General features: G+C 73.3%; 18 protein-coding genes and 1 pseudogene. 8 read left to right on the forward strand and 11 right to left on the reverse strand.

The window, feature by feature from the left end:
* Positions 1 to 31: 31 nt before the first annotated feature.
* The 6 genes from efeB to HN013_RS08910 all read right to left on the reverse strand — a co-directional run bounded on the left by efeB (position 32) and on the right by HN013_RS08910 (position 6,126).
* Complete coding sequence (efeB, locus tag HN013_RS08885) at positions 32 to 1,336, reverse strand: iron uptake transporter deferrochelatase/peroxidase subunit (protein ID WP_171164856.1); 1,305 nt, start codon at positions 1,334 to 1,336, stop codon at positions 32 to 34.
* Complete coding sequence (locus HN013_RS08890; protein ID WP_171164858.1) at positions 1,336 to 3,222, reverse strand: FixH family protein; 1,887 nt, start codon at positions 3,220 to 3,222, stop codon at positions 1,336 to 1,338. The genes efeB and HN013_RS08890 overlap by 1 nt, the downstream gene beginning before the upstream one ends.
* Positions 3,223 to 3,228: 6 nt before the next feature.
* Positions 3,229 to 3,693, reverse strand: coding sequence for a copper chaperone PCu(A)C (locus HN013_RS08895; protein ID WP_171164860.1), 465 nt, complete (start codon positions 3,691 to 3,693; stop codon positions 3,229 to 3,231).
* Complete coding sequence (locus tag HN013_RS08900) at positions 3,693 to 4,349, reverse strand: SCO family protein (protein ID WP_398978934.1); 657 nt, start codon at positions 4,347 to 4,349, stop codon at positions 3,693 to 3,695. The genes HN013_RS08895 and HN013_RS08900 overlap by 1 nt, the downstream gene beginning before the upstream one ends.
* An 89-nt stretch (positions 4,350 to 4,438) precedes the next feature.
* The gene (locus tag HN013_RS08905) at positions 4,439 to 5,206 is read right to left on the reverse strand and encodes a YcnI family protein (protein ID WP_171164864.1); all 768 of its coding nucleotides are present in this window, start codon (positions 5,204 to 5,206) and stop codon (positions 4,439 to 4,441) included.
* A 98-nt stretch (positions 5,207 to 5,304) separates the two neighbouring features.
* A complete protein-coding gene (locus tag HN013_RS08910) occupies positions 5,305 to 6,126 on the reverse strand; it encodes a hypothetical protein (protein WP_171164865.1) in 822 nt (273 codons plus the stop codon).
* Positions 6,127 to 6,304: 178 nt separating this feature from the next.
* On the opposite strand from HN013_RS08910, the gene HN013_RS08915 reads away from it, so the two are divergent.
* The 3 genes from HN013_RS08915 (at position 6,305) to HN013_RS08925 (ending at position 7,818) form a co-directional block, all read left to right on the forward strand.
* Positions 6,305 to 6,775, forward strand: a complete 471-nt coding sequence (locus HN013_RS08915) for an ATP-binding protein (protein WP_171164867.1) — start codon at positions 6,305 to 6,307, stop codon at positions 6,773 to 6,775.
* A 99-nt stretch (positions 6,776 to 6,874) separates the two neighbouring features.
* Positions 6,875 to 7,255 (forward strand): PadR family transcriptional regulator, encoded by a 381-nt coding sequence (locus HN013_RS08920; RefSeq protein ID WP_171164869.1) that lies wholly within the window; start codon positions 6,875 to 6,877, stop codon positions 7,253 to 7,255.
* Positions 7,252 to 7,818 carry a hypothetical protein gene (locus HN013_RS08925; protein WP_171164874.1) on the forward strand — a complete coding sequence of 189 codons (567 nt, stop codon included), beginning with the start codon at positions 7,252 to 7,254 and terminating at the stop codon, positions 7,816 to 7,818. The genes HN013_RS08920 and HN013_RS08925 overlap by 4 nt, the downstream gene beginning before the upstream one ends.
* Positions 7,819 to 7,887: 69 nt before the next feature.
* Here the strand turns inward: HN013_RS08925 and HN013_RS08930 are convergent, their stop codons facing one another.
* Positions 7,888 to 8,625, reverse strand: a complete 738-nt coding sequence (locus HN013_RS08930; RefSeq protein WP_171164875.1) for an alpha/beta fold hydrolase — start codon at positions 8,623 to 8,625, stop codon at positions 7,888 to 7,890.
* Positions 8,626 to 9,110: 485 nt separating this feature from the next.
* On the opposite strand from HN013_RS08930, the gene HN013_RS08935 reads away from it, so the two are divergent.
* Together HN013_RS08935 and HN013_RS08940 are read left to right on the forward strand one after the other, a co-directional pair.
* Complete coding sequence (locus HN013_RS08935; protein WP_171164876.1) at positions 9,111 to 9,566, forward strand: RNHCP domain-containing protein; 456 nt, start codon at positions 9,111 to 9,113, stop codon at positions 9,564 to 9,566.
* A 26-nt stretch (positions 9,567 to 9,592) separates the two neighbouring features.
* On the forward strand, positions 9,593 to 10,018 hold the full coding sequence (locus HN013_RS08940; RefSeq protein WP_171164877.1) for an RNHCP domain-containing protein: 426 nt from the start codon (positions 9,593 to 9,595) through the stop codon (positions 10,016 to 10,018).
* Positions 10,019 to 10,194: 176 nt separating this feature from the next.
* Here the strand turns inward: HN013_RS08940 and HN013_RS08945 are convergent, their stop codons facing one another.
* Positions 10,195 to 11,649, reverse strand: a complete 1,455-nt coding sequence (locus HN013_RS08945; RefSeq protein WP_171164878.1) for an aminopeptidase P family protein — start codon at positions 11,647 to 11,649, stop codon at positions 10,195 to 10,197.
* A 100-nt stretch (positions 11,650 to 11,749) separates the two neighbouring features.
* A complete protein-coding gene (locus HN013_RS08950) occupies positions 11,750 to 13,378 on the reverse strand; it encodes a PP2C family protein-serine/threonine phosphatase (RefSeq protein WP_171164879.1) in 1,629 nt (542 codons plus the stop codon).
* Between the two features lie 727 nt (positions 13,379 to 14,105).
* Here HN013_RS08950 and HN013_RS08955 point away from each other — a divergent pair.
* The 3 genes from HN013_RS08955 (at position 14,106) to HN013_RS08965 (ending at position 17,888) form a co-directional block, all read left to right on the forward strand.
* Positions 14,106 to 14,858, forward strand: a complete 753-nt coding sequence (locus tag HN013_RS08955) for a bifunctional DNA primase/polymerase (RefSeq protein ID WP_171164880.1) — start codon at positions 14,106 to 14,108, stop codon at positions 14,856 to 14,858.
* 354 nt (positions 14,859 to 15,212) lie between these two features.
* A complete protein-coding gene (locus HN013_RS08960) occupies positions 15,213 to 15,899 on the forward strand; it encodes a hypothetical protein (protein WP_249374841.1) in 687 nt (228 codons plus the stop codon).
* A 1,020-nt stretch (positions 15,900 to 16,919) separates the two neighbouring features.
* Entirely contained in the window at positions 16,920 to 17,888 is a 969-nt protein-coding gene (locus tag HN013_RS08965) for a DUF5926 family protein (protein WP_171164884.1), read from the forward strand.
* A gap of 152 nt (positions 17,889 to 18,040) precedes the next feature.
* Here the strand turns inward: HN013_RS08965 and HN013_RS08970 are convergent.
* Both HN013_RS08970 and HN013_RS08975 read right to left on the reverse strand, forming a co-directional pair.
* A pseudogene (locus tag HN013_RS08970) lies at positions 18,041 to 18,643 on the reverse strand (ATP-binding protein).
* Positions 18,644 to 18,829: 186 nt separating this feature from the next.
* Positions 18,830 to 19,669, reverse strand: coding sequence for a glycerophosphodiester phosphodiesterase (locus tag HN013_RS08975; protein ID WP_171164886.1), 840 nt, complete (start codon positions 19,667 to 19,669; stop codon positions 18,830 to 18,832).
* Between the last annotated feature and the right edge of the window lie 452 nt (positions 19,670 to 20,121).

Here is a 20,121-nt window from a genome sequence, read left to right on the forward strand (position 1 = left end):
CGGCTCCACGGCTTCCCATCGGCGGTGGGGGCTAACCCTCCAGCAGCCGCTGCCCCACGTACTCGCCCTCCGCGCAGCCGCCGGGCACCGCGAACAGCCCGCTCGACTCGTGCTTCAGGAAGCGCGACAGCCCGTCCCCCCGGTCCAGCTTCCGCTGCACCGGCACGAACCCCTTCATCGGGTCCGCCTGCCAGGCGACGAACAGCAGCCCGGCGTCCGGTGCGCCGTCGTCCCGGTAGCCGTCGTGGTACGAGAAGGCGCGTCGCAGCATCGCCGCCCCCCGGTTGGACTCCGGTGCGGCGACCCGGACATGGGCGTCACCGGCGATCGCCAGCGCGCCGTCCGGTCCGATCTTCTCCAGGTCCACGGGCGTCGTCTCCGTGCCGCCGGACAGCGGGGCGCCGTCCGATTTGCGGCGGCCTATCACCCTCTCCTGCCGCTCCAGCGACAGGTTGTCCCAGCTGTCCAGCAGCATGCGGATGCGCCGCACCACCGCGTACGAGCCGCCCGCCATCCAGGCGTCGGCGCCCTTGTGGTCCGACGGCACGAACACCCGGGTGTCGAAGGTGTCGTCCGACGGCTTGGGGTTGTTGGTGCCGTCGATCTGGCCCATCAGGTTGCGCTGGGTCATCGGCCGCGGGGTGGCGCCCTGCGCGCGGTTGAAGCCGTTCATCTGCCAGCGCAGCCGGACCGCGTCCCCGGCCTGTTTCTGCAGCAGCCGCAGGGCGTGGAAGGCGACCAGCGTGTCGTCGGCGCCGATCTGCACCCAGAGGTCGCCGTCGCTGCGCCTGGGGTCGAGCGCGTCCTGGGTGAAGGCGGGCAGCGGTTCGAGGGCCGCGGGGCGCCGGTCCTTCAGTCCCGTCCGGTCGAAGAAGGTGCGGCCGAATCCGAAGGTGACGGTCAGCGAGGACGGTCCCGCGTCCAGCGCGATGCCGGTGTCGTCCCCCTTGGGGGCCCGGCCCTCCGCCAGCTCCGCCGCCGTCGCCGACCAGCGTCTGAGCAGTGCGGCGGCGGCCTTGCGGTCGGCGCCGGGCGCCAGGTCGAAGGCCACCAGGTGGCCGTGGGCCTGTACGGGGTCGGCGATGCCCGCCTGGTGCGCGCCGTGGAACGGGACGGCGGCGGAGCCGACGCCGGACAGCGGTTCCGCGTCCTTGCGCACCGCCTCGGCGACCGACGCCCCGGCCAGGCTGCCCGCGACGAGCCCGCCGGCGCCCACGGCACCGGCGGTGCCGAGCAGCCGCCGCCGGGACAGCTTCTTCTCTTCCTCCTCCCGCCGCTTCTTCTGCGTGGTCCTCTGCGTCGTGCCGGAAGTCGTCTTGCCGGAAGTCTCAGCCATCAGTTGATGTTCACGTCTTCGATCTCGGTGACCTGGTCGATCTCGGAGGTCCGTACGGTCAGGGTGAGCTGCCACCGGCCCGCCATGGGCAGCTGGAATCCGGAGGCGCGCAGCCGGCCGGCCGACAGGCGCTCCAGGGGCGCCCGCAGCGGACCGATGCTCTTCTCCTTCTCGGTGAACGAAACCGTCACCTCGGGGACGTCCACCGGCCGCCCGGCGGGGTCCGTGAGCGCGACGTCGACGGTGTTGGCGCCGGAGCGCCCGGGAGCGACGGTGATCCGCGCCGTGCCGCGGCCGTCCTTGCCCCCGGTGTCGTAGGCGATCCGCGCCTCGGCGGGCCCGGCGGCGGGCGCCTCGCCGGTGGCCCGGCGGCCCGCCTGCCGCTGTTCGGTCTCGGCACGGCCGGGCTGGGTGGTGGTGAGCACGGTGGTGACCGCGAGCAGCACCACGGCCACCGCGGACTCGGCGAGTACGGCCCGGCGCAGGCCGGAGCGGCCCGGGTCCGCGTCGCGCTGCCGCCGCCCGGCCGCCCTGTCCATCGCGGCCCGCTGCCGGGCGAGTTGCGCAGCCCGCTCGGGCGAGCCGCCGGCCTCCTTCGCCCCGGCGCCCTTCGCCCCGGGCCCCTCGGACCCGGTCTTCTGCCGCGGCTTCCTGGCCGGCGCCCGGTCGGTGAGCCGGGCCGTCCAGCGCCGCGAGAACGACGCGAGGACGACCATGACGACGACCAGACCGGCCTTGACCAGCAGCCAGCGCCCGTACTCCGTACCGGTCAGCGCGTCCCAGCTGCCGACCTGCCGCCAGGCCTGGTAGAGCCCGGTCGCGACCAGGACGCACACGGCGGCGAAGGCCAGCCGGGAGAACCGGCGGACCGCGCCGCCCGTCGGCGGCACGTCCGCCCGCAGCGCGATGAGCAGGGCGGCCAGCCCGCCCAGCCACACGCCGACACCGAGCAGGTGGAGCACGTCGACGGGCATGGCCAGCCACGGCTGGATGCCGGCCGACGCGTGTTCGGCCGCCGCCCAGGTCGTCGCGAGGCCCGCGGCGACGACGCCACCGCCGATGCCCAGGCCCCAGGCGGCTCCCCGGCGTCCCCCGGCGATCCTGCCGCCCTCGCGGACGGGCGTGCCGAACACCAGGGCGAGGACCACCGCCGCGGCGCTGAGCAGCAGCAGCCGGGAGAGCATGGCCGCCCCCGGCTTGGTCGAGAGCGCGTCCCCCAGCAGCGACAGGTCGAGGACGGAGCCCAGCCCCCTGCCGCCCGTATAGGCGCCGCGCAGCAGCAACAGCACCGCCGTGGACAGGAACAACGCCACCCAGCCGCCGACCGCGACCTTCTGCACCCCGCGTGTGGCATGGCACACGGCGGCGAAGACACAGGCGCCGACGAGCAGCGTGAACCCCGCGTACGCCGTGTACCGGGCGAGGTCGTAGAGCGTCCCGACCGCCGGGTCCGTCCCGTTGACCGCCGCCTTCACCGTGGTCGCCGAGGGCGCGCCGACGGAGAAGGTGAAGGCCCCCGCCACCGGGTGGCTGTCGGCGGAGACCGCCTGCCACGCCACCGTGTACGTGCCGTCGGCGATCCCGGTCCGCAGGGTGACGGCGGCCGTCTCGGACCGGCCGTCGACATGCGCGGGCCGGCCGTCGTCGACGCGGGCGCCCTTCGGGTCCAGGACCCGTACCGAGTCCGCGCCGAGCAGCACTCCCTCGGAGAAGGTGAGCCGGACCTGGCGGGGCGCGGACGGCACCACCGACCCCTGCCGGGGATCGGTGGAGGTGAGCGCGGCGTGCGCCGACGCGGTGCCCGCGCCGACGGTCAGCACGCACATCAGGGCGGCGGCCAGCGTGCCCAGCAGGGCCGCGAGCCGCCCGGCGGTCGGGGTGCTCATCGTGCGTCAGTCCCCGGGCCGGTACGACGCGCTCTCGACCGGCACCTGGATCTTCACCGGTGCGGACGTGGCGAAGTGCAGCGTGAACTCGACCTTCTCGCCCACCGCGGGCCGGTGCTCCAGCTTGCCGAGCATCAGATGGGTGCCGCCGTGGGAGAGGGACAGATCGCCGTTCGCCGGGACGTCCAGCCGCTCGGCGTGCTTCATCCGCGAGCCCTCGGTGGTGTGCAGGGTGACGTCGCGGGAGAGCGGTGTGGTGACCTTGGTGAGCTGGTCCGCCTTCCCGCCCTCGTTCTTGACGGTGAAGTACGCCGCGGCCATGTCCTGCATCGCCGGGCGCGGCATGTAGGCGCCGCTCACCGACAGTTCGGGCTTGTCCGAGGAGCCGGAGCCGCAGCCCGTGACCAGCACGAGCGCGCCGGCCAGCACCAGCGGAAGGGCCGCCGCCGCGGCGACGGTGGACTTGCGCATCAGGGGTTCTCCCCCTTGACGATCTTGGGGAGGCCCTTGGCGTACTGGTCCGCGGTGGTCTCGGCCGTGTAGAGCCAGTGGCCCTTGTCGTCCTTGGGCGAGAAGCCGACGACCTGGGCCCCGTGGCTGACGGTGACGGAGCCGTCCTTCTCCTTCTTGGCCTTGTCCACCAGGATGCCCAGCGGCTTGGCCGCCGCCTGGATGGTGTCGAACGAGCCGGTCAGACCGACGATGTCCTGGCCGCCCTGGGCGTCGAGCCACTTCCGCATCCGCTCCGGGGTGTCCCGGTCGGGGTCGGTGGTGACGAAGACGATCCGCAGCCGGTCGCGCTCGGCCTGCGGCAGCTTCTTCGCGGCGGCGGCCATGTCGGAGACCACGGTCGAGCAGACGTCGGGGCAGTAGGTGTAGCCGAAGTAGAGCAGCACGGGGCGGCCCGCGGTCTCCTTGACCAGCTCGTACTTCTTGTTGGCGGTGTCCTTCAGGACGAGGTCGGGCTTGGCCTTCGCGATGTCCAGCGTCAGCGGGGACTTCTTCGGCTCCCCGCCGGACACATCGGCGATCGGCTTGTCGTCCGCCTTCTCGTCGGAACCGCCGCAGGCCGACAGGGTGAGCGCGGCGGCGAGGGCCAGCACCGTGCTCGCGGTCTTGGTGCGCATGCGCATGGAGTGCTTCTCCAGGGGTGGGTTCGGGGGATGGGGGCCGGCGGTCCGCCCGGTGCGGTCGCCGGCCCTGGCCGTTCCGTACGTCAGGCCGCGGTGCGACGACGGCCGGCGAGGACGCCGAAGGCGACGCCCGCCACGCCGACGACGATGCCCACGATGCCGAGGACGCGCGCGGTGGTGTCGGAGGAACCACCGTCGTCGTCCGAGGCCGCGGCCTGGGTGGTGGCGTCCTTGCCGTTCTTCTCGTCGGCACCGTCCGCCTTGCCGCCGGCCGGCGCCTTGTCGACGAGCTTGAGCACGGGAGCCGGGTGCTCGGGCTCCTCACCGCCCGGCTTGGACGGGTCGATCCAGCGGACCACGTCGTCGTCGGAGTAGGTCTGGAGCGCCTTGAAGACGAGCTCGTCGGCGTCGGTGGGCAGCTGCCCGACCGACAGCGGGAACTGCTGGAACCGGCCGGGCTCGATCTTGCCGCCGGTCCAGACGACCTTGGTGACGGCCTCGTCGATGGACTTGCCGTGCATCTGCACCGGCTTGTCGAGCTTGGTCTTCTCGACCTTCACGTCCCAGCCCGGTACCGCCTGTGGCATCACCGAGACCAGTGGGTGCTTGGGATCGAGGTCCAGCTCCAGCTTGACCGTCGAGGCGTTGTCCTTCTCGTTCGGGACCTTGATCGAGATGGTGCTGTAGCCGCCCTTCTCGGCGGTGCCCGGCTGGACACTGACGTGTGCCGAGGCGGGCCCGGCGAGCAGCAGCACCCCGCTCGCGGCGGCGGCGCCGACGACGGCCAGCCGGCCGAGCCGGCCGCGACGGGTGGACGAGGGACGCGAGGGGAGCGCGGTGTTGATGTTCATGCGGAAACACTCCTTGGGCAGGAGGGGGCGGATGTGATGGCGCGCGTGCGGCCACCACACGTCCGCCCTCCCGCCGTAACGCGGAGTGCGTCGTGTGCTCAGGCCGCGAGGGCGAACCGCGGCGGGCCCCGCCTGATCACGAAGTGCTGGAGCTCCGGCTCGCGCGCCGGGCGCGCCTCGTCCCCGGACGTCCGGCGCGCCGGGACGGCCTGCTCCCGGACGGTGCCGGCCGACAGGACGCGGACGAGCACCGACGCGGCGCGCAGCGCCCGGACGAACGCCGCCTCCGCGAGGGCGCGGGCGGGCTGTGCCGACAGCCGCACCACCCGCCACAGCGCCACCTCGCCGCGCCGCAGCAACCAGCCGACGGCCAGGGCCGCGAGGACATGGCCGAGCAGCATCGGCAGCGAGGGCGTCAGGGCGTGTGCCACACCCTCCAGCACCCCGGACGCGTTCCCCTGTGCACCGTGGGCCCCTTGAGCCCCTTGGATTCCTTGGGCCCCTTGGGCTGCAGCCGGGTCGAGCCCGGCGTCGGTGAGGATCCGGCGCGCCTCGGCCGGGGACGCGGGGGGCCGCGCGTTGCAGAGCAGCCGGCCCGCGAAGGAGACCAGGGGACCGTCGTGACCGGACCGCCGCGGTACGGCCTCCGGGCCCCGCTGGCCCAGGGCGAACAGGGCGTGCAGAGCCACCTGGCCCACGGCCAGGCACACCGCGATCCCGGGCAGCGAGCGCTCCCGCCCCGCCAGCGGCGCGACGAGCGCGAACACCGCCGCGAACCCCGCGGCCAGCGTCCACACCGGCACGGCCGCACAGGACGCCAGCGCGTGCCCGACCGCGGACAGCAGAACGCAGACCGCGGTGAACACCGCGGCCCGGGTCAGTCGCAGATCGGCGCCGGCGCGCGCGACGGGGTGAGGCATGGCTGCGTCATCATCCCACCGGACCCACCCCCTCCCCACGGCAGGGTGGGCCCGCATACCCCAATGCGCCGTCCGGACGCATCCGCCGAATGAGCGGACTCACACGCCCGGCAGGCTTACCACCTGTCGCGCACGGCTATAGGTATCGGTATGTCGAGCCGCAGCCAGGAGGCTGAGCATGAGCATTTGGTGGTCACTCCACTTGCGGCGCGAGGCTGCGAGCGTTCCGCTCGCCAGGCGGCTGCTGGTCGGTGCGATGGAGACGGCCGGTGTCGATCCCGAGACGGCTTATGACCTGGCCGTGGCCCTCAGCGAGGCGTGTGCGAACGCCGTGGAGCACGGCGGTGACTCCTCCACCGGCTACCGCGTGACCGCCTGCATCGACGGGGACACCTGCCGCATCGAGGTCACCGACTCCGGCCCCGGCTTCACCGGCCCCACGAGCCTCCGCGAACGCCGCCGCCTCCCGCGTCGCACAGAAGCGCGGACCCCGGCCCCCGTCCACGACGAACACGGACGGGGCCTCTTCCTCATCGAGTCCCTCACCGACAACGTCCACGTCCGCAACCGCCCGGGACGGCAGGGCGCGGTGGTCACCTTCGACAAGATCCTCAAGTGGCGCGAGGACGCCCTCCTGAAGGCGTCCTGACCGAGGCAAGGACGGGGGAGCAGGGCGCCGTCCGGGGGCCGTTGTCTTGCACAGCAAGTATCTTGCGGCGCATGGCATTGGCTGGCTATCTTGTACCGCATGACAAAGGAGCTGCCCGCCATCGGCGACCAGCGGCGCAGTCAGCTCCTGCGCGGAGTGCTCGACCTGTGTCTGCTGTCACTGATCGCCGAACGGCCGCGGTACGGCTACGAGTTCGTGGAGGCGCTGGCCGGCAGCGGGCTTGAGCTGGTGAGCGAAGGCAGCATCTATCCACTGCTGGCCCGGATGGAGCGGGCGGGGCTCATCTCCTCGTACCGAGCGCCGTCGCCCAGCGGCGGCGCCCCGCGCAAGTACTACCGCCTGACCGAGGCAGGGCGGGCCGAACTGGCCGGCGGCCGGGCCGTGTGGCACGCCTTCACCGGGCAGGTGGGCCGGGTCCTGACCGACACCTCACCCACCACAGGGGACAGTGCGCCATGACGAAAGAGCACATACTCGCGGTCTGTCGTAGCAACTGGGAGTACCGGGGGGTCGACGACGCGTCCGTGCGGGAAATGCTCACAGAGCTCTCCGCACACCTGGAGGACGCGGAGGCCGCCGGCCGGACGACGCGGGACGTCGTCGGTGAGGACGTCAAGGCGTTCGCCGCATCGTGGGCGCGGGCACGTGCTCCGCTGTCCCGCCGGGCCCTGCGCACGGTGTCGATGGCCTGTTTCGTGCTCGGCTCCTTCCTGTTGCTCTCCTGTCTGATCCAGCGGACGACCCAGGTGCCGGTGACCGCCGGCCGCGTCGCCTTCTACGCCGCCTTCGCGACGATCACGGTCGCCTGGGAGATGCGGCGGGGCCGCCTGGGCTTCACCAGGTCCTGGGCCGTCTCTCTCGCCGTCGGTCTGCCCGCAGGGCTGCTCACCTGGTGGCTGGCCGCCGACGGGGTGCTGTTCACACTGCCGCTGTGGGCCGCGGTGGCTCTGCTTCTTCCCGGCCTTCCGTATGCGGTCGTCGACGCACGGGCCAGGAAGGGCGCTGATCCGGTCGCCGGGTGAGGCCGGACCCTCTTCGCGAATGTGCTCGGGCTTCGCGGGTGTGCGCAGACCCCGGCGACTTCGCCCGGCTCATCGGACGATCCGGTCCAGGAGCGCCGCCAGGTCCGCCGGGCGGGAGAACATCGGCCAGTGACCGGTGGGCAGGTGATGCGGGTCCAGATCCTCCATCAGTCGGAAGGCCGGGTTCCCTCCGGCGGCCAGTGAACGCACCGTTTCCGGAGTGAGGGTGCAGGCGATCAGCGAGCGCGGCGTGTCGGGCAGCACCGGGGGGCGGGCGAGCGGCTGGGTGGCACAGCCCGCCGGCTGCGGAGTGCACCGTTCGCGCAGTATCGCCAGCTGCTCGGCCGTCAGCCCGGCGAGGCCGGCCGGGTCGGCCACCGGATCGAACGGCGGCACCGGCACGTACCGGCCGTCCCCCTCCGCGGCGATCTGTTCGCGCTCCTGCTCGGCCGCCTCCGGACCCTGGAAGTCGATCAACGCCCAACCGTCGGGCAGGGGACCGCTGTCGACGTAGACCACCCGCGCGATGCGCTCCGGGATACGGTCGGCGGCCCCGGTGACGGGCATGTTCGCCCCGCTGTGCGCCACGAGCACCACCTCACGCAGATCCTCGTCCTCGACGGTGCGCACGATGTCGGCGATATGGGTCTCCACGTTCACGTCGGGCCCCGCCTCCGAGGCCCGTTCGGCGACCCCGGTCAGGGTGAGCGGGCGGACGTCGTGCCCTCTCTCGCGCAACGCGCGGGCGACGTCCTCCCACGCCCACGCGCCGAGCCAGAAGCCGGGTACCAGAACGATCGTGGCCATGTCTCTTGCCTCTCTTCTCAAGCTTCTCAAGGGAGTGTTCACGTCCCGGACAGGGAAGGTAATGCAGTGGATGTGGCGTTAAGCGTCAGCATGGCAGACCCCAGGGTGTCGACACAAGGGTTAACGCCACTGAAGTTGCGTTTACTTTGAAGTGCCTTCCCGGCATGCGGCGGCGCCGAAAAAATCGATGGCACCCGCGAAGGGCCCGTTGCTACGTTGTCGCGGTCCTCCCGTCGTCAACGGGCGCCCGCCGCCCTCCGGAAGAGGTGTTGTATGACGACCCGGCACGCGCCGAGCGCGCCTCGCCGCACCGCGTAAACGTCCGTCCTCCGCCGCTCCGCGCGGTGCTCCGACGACCCTCCGGTGCCCCAGCCGCTCGCACCGGCTCGCCCTCCGCCGAGCCGTGATGCGGCCCGCGGCTCTCCACGAGGACCGCTCGGCCGACTCCTGCTGCCATCAAGAACTTCCAGCAAGGAGCACTCCGGGTGTCCACCCACCACAACGCTCGTCAGAGCGGTACCAGTCATGCCCGCAGGACCGACGCCCCGGCGAAGCCGGGCAACTCCCCCCGCCCGGACGGCAGTCCGCGCCCCGGCGGCTACGCGAGGACCGACACCTTCACCTGCGTGCGCTGCGGCCTGACCGTCTCCGCCCTCGCGGCCGACGGCAGCCGGCGCAACCACTGCCCGTCCTGCCTGCACTCCCGCCACGTCGTCGACCACACCGAGGGCGGCCCCTCGGAGTGCCACGCCCGGATGAGCCCGATCTCGATCGCCGTGCTGCGCACGGGGGACTGGATGATCATCCACCGCTGCGTGCGCTGCGACGAGCTCACCTCCAGTCCGGTCTGCGCGGACGACAACCAGCTGATCCTGATGCGGATGGCGGTCCGTCCCCTCGCCCAGCCCCCTTTCCCGCTCGAAGCGTTCGGCGACCTCTGAGCGGCGCGGGAAAGGAGGAGACGGCCATGCCACGACGCAAGAATCCACGTGACGGGGTACGTTCCCGGCGCCCGCAGCGCCACAAGGACGTCCTGCACGAACAGGGCGGCCATAGAGCCGCCGACTTCCGGTGCCTGGGCTGCAGGCTCGGTGTGTCCCTCGACGCGCCGGGCACCGCGCACCGCAACCACTGTCCGAACTGCCTGGCCAGCCTGCATGTGGACCAGCGGGCTCCGGGCGACCGCGCCGCGGCCTGCCGCGGCCGGATGGAGGCACTGAGCATGTCCGTACGCCCGGACGGGGAGTGGCTGATCATCCATCAGTGCCTCTCCTGCGGCGAACTCAGCGCCAACCGCATCGCCGGGGACGACAACGCCCTCGCCCTCATGCGCCTCGCGCTCCGCCCGCTGCGGGACACCCGGGTCGCGAGTGGCGCGATGCTGACGCTGTAACAGAGGGCGCCCGTCAGAAGGCGCCCGCAGAAGAGACCCACAGAAGAGGCCCATGGGAGATGCCCGCCGCGGGCCGGTTGATCACCGGTCCGGGGCGGGCGTTCGGAGCGCGTCGCGCGGCTTGGGGGCCGAACGCCAGCCCTTGAGCTCAGCCCTGGTAGGTCAACCCTTGCAGGTCAGCCCTTGAGCCGCGCCATCCACGCCTCGACGTCGGAGGACGTCCGGGGCAGGCCCGCGGAGAGGTTCCGGTTGCCGTCCTCGGTGACGAGGATGTCGTCCTCGATGCGGACGCCGATGCCGCGGTACTCCTCGGGAACGGTCAGGTCGTCGGCCTGGAAGTAGAGGCCGGGCTCGACGGTCAGCACCATGCCCGGCTCCAGGACGCCGTCCACGTAGGCCTCCGTGCGGGCGACCGCGCAGTCGTGGACGTCCATGCCGAGCATGTGACCGGTGCCGTGGAGGGTCCAGCGGCGCTGGAGACCGAGTTCGACGACGCGCTCGACCGGGCCCTCGACCAGGCCCCACTCCACCAGCTTCTCCGCCAGGACCCGCTGGGAGGCGTCGTGGAAGTCGCGGAACGCGGCGCCCGGCTTGACCGCGGCGATCCCCGCTTCCTGGGCTTCGTAGACGGCGTCGTAGATCTTGCGCTGGAGATCGGTGTACGCGCCGTTGATGGGGAGGGTCCGCGTCACGTCCGCCGTGTAGAGGGTGTGGGTCTCCACACCCGCGTCGAGCAGCAGCAGGTCGCCGGAGCGGACGGGGCCGTCGTTGCGGACCCAGTGCAGCGTGGTGGCGTGCGGCCCGGCGGCACAGATGGAGCCGTAACCGATGTCATTGCCCTCGACCCGGGCGCGGAGGAAGAACGTCCCCTCGATGTAGCGCTCGGAAGTGGCCTCCGCCTTGTCGAGGACCTTCACGACGTCCTCGAAGCCCCGGACGGTGGAGTCGACGGCCTTCTGCAGCTCGCCGATCTCGAAGGCGTCCTTCACGAGCCGCTGCTCGCTGATGAAGATCCGCAGCTCCTCGTCGCGCTCGGCGGTGACCTTGTCGGTCAGCGCGGCCTCGATGCCGGCGTCGTGACCGCGGACGGCACGGACCGGTCCGGTGGCCTTCGCCAGGGCGGCGGGCAGCTCGCGCACGTCGGCGCAGGGCAGACCGTAGAGCCGCTGGGCCTCGGTGAGGCTGTTCCGGCGGCCCACCCACAGCTCGCCCATGCCGTCGAGCCAGAACTCGCCGTTCTCACGGTTCGAGCGCGGCAGCAGGTACAGCGTGGCGTCGTGGCCGTCCGCCGTCGGTTCCAGGACCAGTACGCCGTCCTGCGTCTGGTCGCCGGTGAGGTACGCGTACTCGGTCGAGGCGCGGAAGGCGTACTCGGTGTCGTTCGAACGGGTCTTGAGGTTGCCCGCCGGGATCACCAGGCGCTCGCCGGGGAAACGCGCGGAGAGACCGGCACGGCGGCGCGCCGTCTCCTGGGCCTGGGGTATGGGCCGCAGGTCGCGCAGCTCGGTGTCGGCCCAGCCGCTCTTCATGTTCTCGGCAAGCTCGTCGGAGACGCCCGGGTAGAGGCCGTTCTTCCGCTGCTTGATCGGCTCGTCGCCTTCGGGGTTCTCGGGCGCGGGCTGCTCGGTCATGCTTTCCTCCTCGAACGGGGCCGCCCTCCATCGTAGGTGGGGGCAAAGCACCGGAGGAGAGTCGTAAGACCAGGGTTAAATGGTCTGCAATATCAGTAAATCAGTCAAAATGGGCAACCAGGAGGACGACGTCCTCGCCGGAGCGGTGCTCGTCGTAACCGTCGAGGCCGCCGGAACGGTCGGTCCCACCGGTCCCACTGGTCCCGTCGGAGGCGGAGCGATCGGACGACGCGCCCGGGGCGCCCGCGATATCCATAGCGTCCGGCAGGATCGCGCGGAGGACGTGGTCGGCCACGGCGTCCGGGTCACGGCGCGCCTCCCGGGGGACGCTCGCGGCCGCCGCGTGCAGCCGGGCGAAGGCCCGGTCCATCGCGTCGCCGGTGCGGTGCAGCAGCCCGTCGCTGTAGAGCAGGAGCGTTTCCCCCGGCGCCGGTTCGATCTCCACGCTGGGCGCCTCCCAGCAGGCGAGCATGCCGAGCGGCGCCGACAGCGAGGTCTCCACATACTCCGTGCGGTGATCGCCGATGATCAGCGGCGAGCAGTGGCCGGCCGCCGCGACGACGACCTTCCGGCTGGCCGGGTCGCAGTAGGCGAAGAGCGCCGTGGCGGAGCGGGCGGGCTCGGTCAGCCGCAGCAGGAGTTCGAGGTCGGAGAGGACGGCGACCGGGTCCTCGCCCTCCATCACCGCGTACGCCCGCAGGGAGGCCCGCAGCCGTCCGGTCGCCGCGACGGCCGCGGGGCCCGAGCCGGTGATGCCGCCCACGGCGAGGCCGAGCGCGCCCTCGGGCAGGGGGAGCGCGTCGTACCAGTCGCCGCCGCCGCGCGGCCCGGTGCGGTGGCGCACGGCGAGCCGGATCCCGGCGACGCGGGGCAGCCGGCCGGGGAGCAGCTCCTCGTGGAGCGCCGCCAGGGCGTCCCGGGTGCGGCCGAGCTCCAGCAGGCGGGCGAGGTGTTCGGCCGCGTGGGAAAGGTAGCGCCCGGTCAGGTGCCGCTGCCGTTCGGTGGGTTCGGCCGGTTCGTCGTAGAGCCAGACGGCGGCACCGATCCGGTGCTCCGTCGCCCCGGCGGCCGCGGTGTCCAGCGGTACGGCGTAGGTGGCGGCGTAGCCGAGCCGGGCCGCGACCTCGCGGTGCAGGGGGTCGAGATCCTCCTCGCCGGGGATGTCGGGGCGCGCGGTGCCGGAGCGGGAGCCGACGGGGGGTAGGTCGTCGAGGAGGTGGAGGTACGGGTGGGTGGCGCCGGAGGGGGCAGACGCGGGGGACGACGGGTGCGACGAGGGGGGAGGGGGAGTTTCGTGCGGGACGGTTTCGAGGTGGCCGAGATCGGCGCGGCCGAGCCCGAGGGCGACGGTCGCCGTGCGGCCGGAGTCGTCGACGGGGTGGAGGGTGACCAGACCCCGCCCGGCGCCGAGCAGAGTGGCGCCGGCTTGCAGGAGTTCACGCAGCGCGTCGTCGAGGTCCGTGGTGCGGGTGAGGCGTTCGGTGAATTCCTGGAGGGCGGTGAGGTCCGAGACCCAACGGGCGAGCCGGTCCTGCACGAGGAGGCCGGGGCTCCGGGGGCCGAGGGGGTGCCCGGGAACGGCTGGATCCGTGGGCTCGTCGGGCTCGGAAGTGCCCATGGGGGCCGTGAGGGAGGAGGTGCCGGAGGCCGCCGCGGAAGCAGAAGCCGCGGCAGGGGCGGGGACGGGCGGATCGATTCCGGCCACTTTCGGGAGCTGGGGCGCGGTCATGGTCGTCTGTCCCGGCGGTGCCGTGCGGAGGCGGCCTCGGGATCCGCTCCGCAGAGCGTCCGCAGGGCTTCGGCGGACTTCGCCGACCAGCCCGTTGGCCTGCTTGTTCCATGGAATAGCACCGCAAACCCCCTGTCGTGGTGCGCGCTATCGGTGACTCCACATGTACACGCCCCGGTGAGGGGATGTCCAGCATTGGACCAGTGGGAATGATGGTGTCTGAGGGGTTTTGAAGTTGGCCGGAAAATAGTGCTGTGCTCGCCGAATTGCGGTCGACTGGCCGTGCTCGACAGCGCGTCACCGCCACCGCGGTGGGTACGTACTTGAGGAAGGGCAGGGGGAGTTGGGGGCGCCCCGGAACCCGGCGGAACGCCCGGGCGTCTTACCCGGCAACGGCCGTGCCCGTCCCCGAGTGGCGTGGGGGAACCCATGCCGTGGGCGAGGGGCTACCGGCCCCAGCACCAAGCGCCATGCGCGCGCCACCCTCCGCCATGTTTCACGCTCGGCCCCAGGCGTGATGCGCTGCGTTGTACGCGCAGTGACCTGTGATCCATGTGGTGCGCCGACCATGAAGGGCGGCGGCGCGTTGAGTGCCGCGCGCAGCGGCGCCCGTAGTGCCATGTAATGCGACACGCAGTGCTGTGACATGCAACGAATGCAATGCCCTGACGGCCCTGGTCTCCGACCGGGGCCCACCTTCGGCGTTCACGGAAAGGAACGAGCGCTCATGCGCGAGATCCTCGGAAGGCGACGCAAGCTCTCGCTCCGGCGGCCCGGCCGGTCCGCGGTGGTCACCGCGGCCCTGACCTACGCCACGGAGTGGCAGTGGCCCGTACTCCCCGGTGTGGGCCTCCGGCCCGGCATCGGCCGCGTGCGCGAATGCGCCTGCTCCCACCCGGAGTGCGCGGTACCGGGCGCCCACCCCTTCGACCCCGGCCTGCTGGCGGCCACCACGGACGCGCGGATGGTCCGCTGGTGGTGGACCAACCGGCCCGAGGCCCCCGTCGTCCTCGCCACCGGCGGGCGCGCGGCGTGCGCCGTGAGCCTCCCCGCGATCGCCGGGGCGCGCGCGCTGGCGGCCTTCGACCGCGCGGGCGTGCGCCTCGGCCCCGTGGTGGCCACACCGACGCGCTGGACGCTCCTCGTCGCGCCCTACTCGCTGGAAGTCCTCGGCGAACTGCTGCACAACCAGGAGTGGGTGCCCGGCTCGCTGCGCTTCCACGGCGACGGCGGCTACGTGGTCCTCCCGCCGTCCGCCACGGGCTCCGGCCGCGCGCGCTGGGAACGGGCGCCGCAGCCCACCGGCACGCCCACCGGACGGGTCCGCGCGCTGCGGGCGGCCACCGGCGCCGCGGGGGGCGGCCGGGGCGGCGTGGACGGCGGTTCCCGGCCGTGGCTGCCGGACGTGGCCTCGGTGGTCGACGTCCTGGTCGAGCAGAGCGCGGCAACGCCGGGCGGCGGCAGCCGACTGGCGCACTGAGCGGCCCCCGCGGCCCCGGAGCGCACCGCTCCGTCGAGGCCCCGGCGGGACCCGCACGCCTCGGGCGCGGCTCGCCCGTGGGAGCGCGTACGGACGGGAGACGCACGCGCTCTCACTCGTACGGGTGCAAGCCGCGCCGAGAACTGCGGGAATCGGGTGGGGATGGGCAGGGGGACGGGGGTACCGGCCGCTATGTTCGGGTACCGGGCCTGCGTCGGAAGCCGTGCCGGTCGAACGCCGGTCGTTGACGGCGGGTTTCGAACCGGGCGCCTGTGCGGCCGCCGTCGGTCCGGGCCGGGGCGCGCCCGAGGCCGCCCCCTCAACCAGTGTCCGCGGCGAGTCGCAGGTGGTCCCATGGAGCGTGCGTCCGGTGTGCCCGGCGTGTCCCAGCAACGTGCAGCGAATCTCCGGATGGTCGCGCTGGCGGCCGCCGTGGCGCTCGCCGTCGTGCTGCCCCTGGCGGCGGCGACGGCGGGCCCGGTGAGCCCGGCCGGCCGGCCGGACGCCGGACCGGAGACGGAACAGGAAGCGGCCCGCGGCCGCGCCGGTGCGGCTCCCGCCCGCTCGGGCGGCGGGGACGCCCTCGGGGTCGCGGCCGCGGCGGCCGGGGACCTCGTGGGCGGGGCCTCCGACGGCTCCGGCGACGGTGCCGGGCGGGGCGCGGCCTTCGGGATGCCGCCCGCGGGGCCGGGCGAGCCCCGTGACGCCGCCCAGTGCGGCCCCGAACTCGACTCCCCCGACGGCCTGGAGGCCCAGACCTGCGTTCTGACCGAGGGCGGGGAGACCTGGGCGCGGACGTACTACCGGAACGGGACGGACGATCCGCTTACCGGGGTGCTGACCCTGATGGCCCCGGACGGACGCTCGCTCCAGGTGCGCTGTCCGATGCCCGCCTCGGGCGCCCCGGACGCCTGTGAGACCCCCCGCCGGCGGACGTTGCGCGGACATGGCGCGTATACAGCGGTTGCGGAGATCGCTTCGGCCGAGGGGAAGCTGCTCCTCCGCTCCGGCAGCAACTCGCCGGGCGTCGAGGAGGATTAGTGGGGGACGCCCGGAGCGTTGGCTTCCGGTCGGCGGAAGGGGCTCGTCCTGTCGTCTCCGCGCGTTCCCGGGCGTTTTCGGGCGGACGCGGCCGTGGTCGCCGCCCAAGGCGTTCAGGGCGTTCCAGGGCAGGAGAAACGTCGTGGCCTCGGCCTGCGGAGTCGTTGGGGGCAGGGCGGGCCGCTCGGAGGGGGGCCGGCCTGGACGCGCCCGGCGGGCCGCGGCGAGGGCCGGCGGGGTCCGGGCATGGAAGCGCCCGATCGCTGGCGACGGGGGATGCACCAGCGACCGGGCTCCTAGAACGGTAACAAGAGATCGGCGGTTCGCAAATTCGATCGTGGATTTTTAGACGCGGATTTCCGGGCTGACAGCGGGAGTTGTGACAGGAGTCACGCGATGGGCGCTCGATGAGCGTCGGAACGGATGCTTCCGTCAGGGGCGGGACGTCGTCCCGATCGCGTTCCGGTTGAGGCGGTCCGGGGGACCGGGAGGGGCGGGCCGACGCCGCGCGGAGTCCGGGGAAGGCCTTGTGCCGGGGCCACGCGGAGTGCGGGTGACGTCTTCAGCCGGGCCAGGGGAGTTCAGCCGTACGACGCGGGGGCCGTGGGCTTGCTTGTTGACGTTCACCGCGGGATGCCGGAGCGGATGCGTGCGGCGGCAGGGCGTTCCCGTCGACGGGTTTCACCCGACGGGCGTCCTCGTTGTCGACGAGCCGGACGATGAGGGTGATGAGGGCGATGCGCCGGAGACCCGCGGGACGCCCGAGGGCCCGATCGGGCGCCCCGCGGACCCCGGCCGGATGCGTGCGGCGGCGTCCGCGCGGCCGGGCGCTAGGCTCGCGCCCGTACGAGCCGGAGGCATCCAGCCGGTTGCCGGAATCCCGGACGCCGGTCCTGGAAGCCGGAGATCCGGCGACCGGAGACCCGCGACCGGGGATCCGGAATCCGGAACCTGGGAAATCGACAGGCCGGTGACCGGAGGTCCGGAAGCCGGAAGCATCGATCGGGAGACACGCACGCCATGGCCAAGAAGCGCCGCCCCCAGACCAAGGCCGCCACGCCGCGGGCCGTCAACGGCCCGATCCCCGTCGTCGGTGCCCGCGAGCCCTGCCCGTGCGGGTCGGGCCGCCGCTACAAGGCGTGCCACGGCCACACGGCCGCGCACGCCGCGGCCGAGCTGGTCCAGCGGCCCTTCGAGGGGCTGCCCGGCGAGGCCGACTGGGTCGCCCTGCGCGAGCTGGTGCCCGCCGCGACCGTCGAACTCACCCTCAAGGACGGGCTGCCCGAGGGCGTGCCCTCGGTGACCCTGGCGACCGTGCTGCCCATGGCCTGGCCGGCCCTGCGCCGTGACAACGGCGCCGTCCTGCTGGGACTGCAGAACGACACGGCGACCGGCGACCTCAGCCGCGACCTCGCCGACACCTTGCGGCGCGCCCTGACCGCCGAGCCCGGCAGCCCTGTCGCCGGGGCCCGTACCGGGACCGAAGGGCCGCGGCTGCAGGACCTGCTGGACCCGGCGGCGCCCTTCGAGCCCGTCGTGCACACCGGCTTCGAGTTCTGGGTCGAGAACGCCGAGAACGCCACCGGTGAGGTCGCCGCCTCCCTGGAGCGGGCGAACGCCGCCGCGATCCCCACCGTCCGGCTCACCGGCGTCGAGGGCGCCTACTGGTGCGAGACGCCCGAGAAGAACCACCTCCGCTGGGTGATGACCCACCCGGAGGAGAAGCTGCTGGACGCGCTCGCGCGGCTGCACGCGGCCGGTGAGTCCTCGCTCGGCGAGGGCACCCGTCTCGTCGGCTCGTTCCGGGCGCACGGGCTGACCGTGCCCGTCTGGGACCTGCCCGGCGGCGTGGGGGCCGCCGACGTCGAGAAGCCCGCCGCGGCCTTCGCGGAGCGGCTGAACGGCGCCCTGGCCGACGAGGCGCCCCTGACCGGGGACGAGCGGCGGGCCCGCAACGGGTTGACGAGTCGTCAGGTCACCCTGAACTGACCGTTCCTGGGCGGCTCCTCCGGAGTGACTCCTCCGGGTCGCGCGAGGCCGTGGGCGTGGCATGTGCCCACGTGCCTTGCTCCGGCGTCCGGGTGGTCCGGGCGCGGGCCGGAGGGGCGCGAGCCGCAGCTGTCAGTTGGTCGCGAGGGCCGTCACATCAGTCCCTCCAGATCGGAGAAGTCCAGCTCCGGGGTGAGGTCGACGCGCGTAGCGAAACCGGCGCGCGTGGAGAGCGCGGCCCAAACGGTCACCTCGCCGGAGGCGTCCCGTACGCCCCACTCCTGGGACAGCGCGCTGATGATGTTGAGCCCGCGGCCGCCGCGGGCCGTGACCGAGGGAGTGGCCGGAAACGGACGGGTCGGCCCGCCGCCGTCGGTGACCTCCACGGTGAGCCGTCCGCGCTCGTCCACCCGCCAGGCGGCGAGGACGCCGCCGTTGCCGTAGCCCTGCGCCGCGCCGTGCTCCCGGCTCAGCGGGCGCCCGTGCCGGTACGCGTTGCTGAGCAGTTCCGAGAGGATCAGTACGGCGTCGTCGATGACCGGATCCGGTACCCCGTTCGTCCGTAGGTCCTCGCGCATCCGGTGTCTCGCCTCGCCCACACCGGCTGGACCATGGGGTACGGCCATGACCGACGACGTGGGCACCTCCTGTGCCACCACCAACGCCACCCCCGAGACCTCCTTTGCCCCACGTCAGGGGATGGATGCCCCAATGGACTGGACCGGAAACCGGCCACTCCGGGCCCGGTGGGGCACTCGGAACGGCCGAACACGTACCGAACGCGCCGGTGCACACCCTGTGATGGGCGCGGGGGCGTGCGGACGTGCCCGACGGCGCGCGACCGGAAGGGCCGTCGGGGAATGCCCCCGGCACGCGCCGCTTCCCGACGTCCCCGCTTCGCGCGGTCATACGCATGGTCAGTCGCGCGTTCATTCGCGCGGTCAGCGGCGGCCGAGCTGGGTGAGCACCGCCTTCGGCCGGTTGGTGATCACCGCGTCCACGCCGAGCCGCAGGCACAGCTCGACGTCCTCGGCCTCGTTGACCGTCCACACGTGCACCCGGTGTCCCGCGCGGTGCAGCCGTGCCACGTACCCCGGGTGGTTGCGGACGATCCGGATGCTGGGGCCGGCGATGCCGACCCCCGGCGGCAGACGGCCGTCGCGCAGGCGCGGTGAGACGAACTGCATCAGGTAGACCGCGGGGAGCGCCGGGGCGGCCGACCGGATCCGGTGCAGCGAACGGGCGGAGAAGCTCATCACCCGGACGGCCGGGGGCTCTCCGGGCGGCGGCCGGTCGAGGCCGAAGCGGCCGAGCAGGGCGAGCAGCCTGGCCTCGACCTGACCCGCCCAGCGGGTGGGGTGCTTGGTCTCGATGGCCAGCTCGACGCGGCGGTCCGCGTCGACGACGAGTTCGAGGAGGCGTTCCAGGGTGAGGACGGCCGTGCTGTCGGAGTCCGGCGCCTCGGTGTCCGGGGCCTCCGCGTCGGAGGCCCGGCCCTTCCAGGAGCCGAAGTCGAGCGCCGCCAGGTCGGCCAGCTCCAGCGAGGAGACCGCCCCCCGGCCGTTGGACGTGCGGTTGATCCGCCGGTCGTGGACGCAGACGAGGTGTCCGTCCGCCGTCAGCCGTACGTCGCACTCCAGCGCGTCCGCGCCGTCCTCGATCGCCTTGCGGTACGCGGCGAGGGTGTGTTCCGGCGCGTCCTCGGACGCGCCGCGGTGGGCGACTACGGCCAGCGGGTGGCGCCCGGGGCGGGACGCGGGGGCCGGGTGCGCATGGGTCACCGCGTTATCGTGCCATCGCCTGGCACAATCGCGCATGGGGCCTTTGTCCGGTTGCCCGCCGATGGGCTCGCGCGTCGGCCCGGTCGTCCGGTCGGCTCGCGCGTCGGCCCGGTCGTCCGCCCGTCCGGCCCTGGGCCGTCCATCCGGCGGCGCACAGGGTCCGCTTACGGCGGCCTGACGGGCGATGGGGAAGGCTTGTCGGGGTAGGTGTCCAGGCGTGGCCCCGGCCTGTCCCGACGCGGCTCCCCGGCCGCGAACGAACTGACGCACCTGATGATGCACCTGATGAGGAGACCACCGTGAGCACCGAGAACGAGGGCGCCGCCGTTCCGTCCGCGGGCAGGTCGCAGACGGGGTCTCCCGCACCGGGGCCCGCCGACGCGGCCGGGCGTCCCGCGCCCGCGACGCCCCCCGCGGCGTCCGCCGAGCCCGCGCCGCCGGCCGGGCAGGAC

The organism is Streptomyces sp. I05A-00742, from assembly GCF_013055795.1.
In the GTDB taxonomy this organism is placed as follows: domain Bacteria; phylum Actinomycetota; class Actinomycetes; order Streptomycetales; family Streptomycetaceae; genus Streptomyces.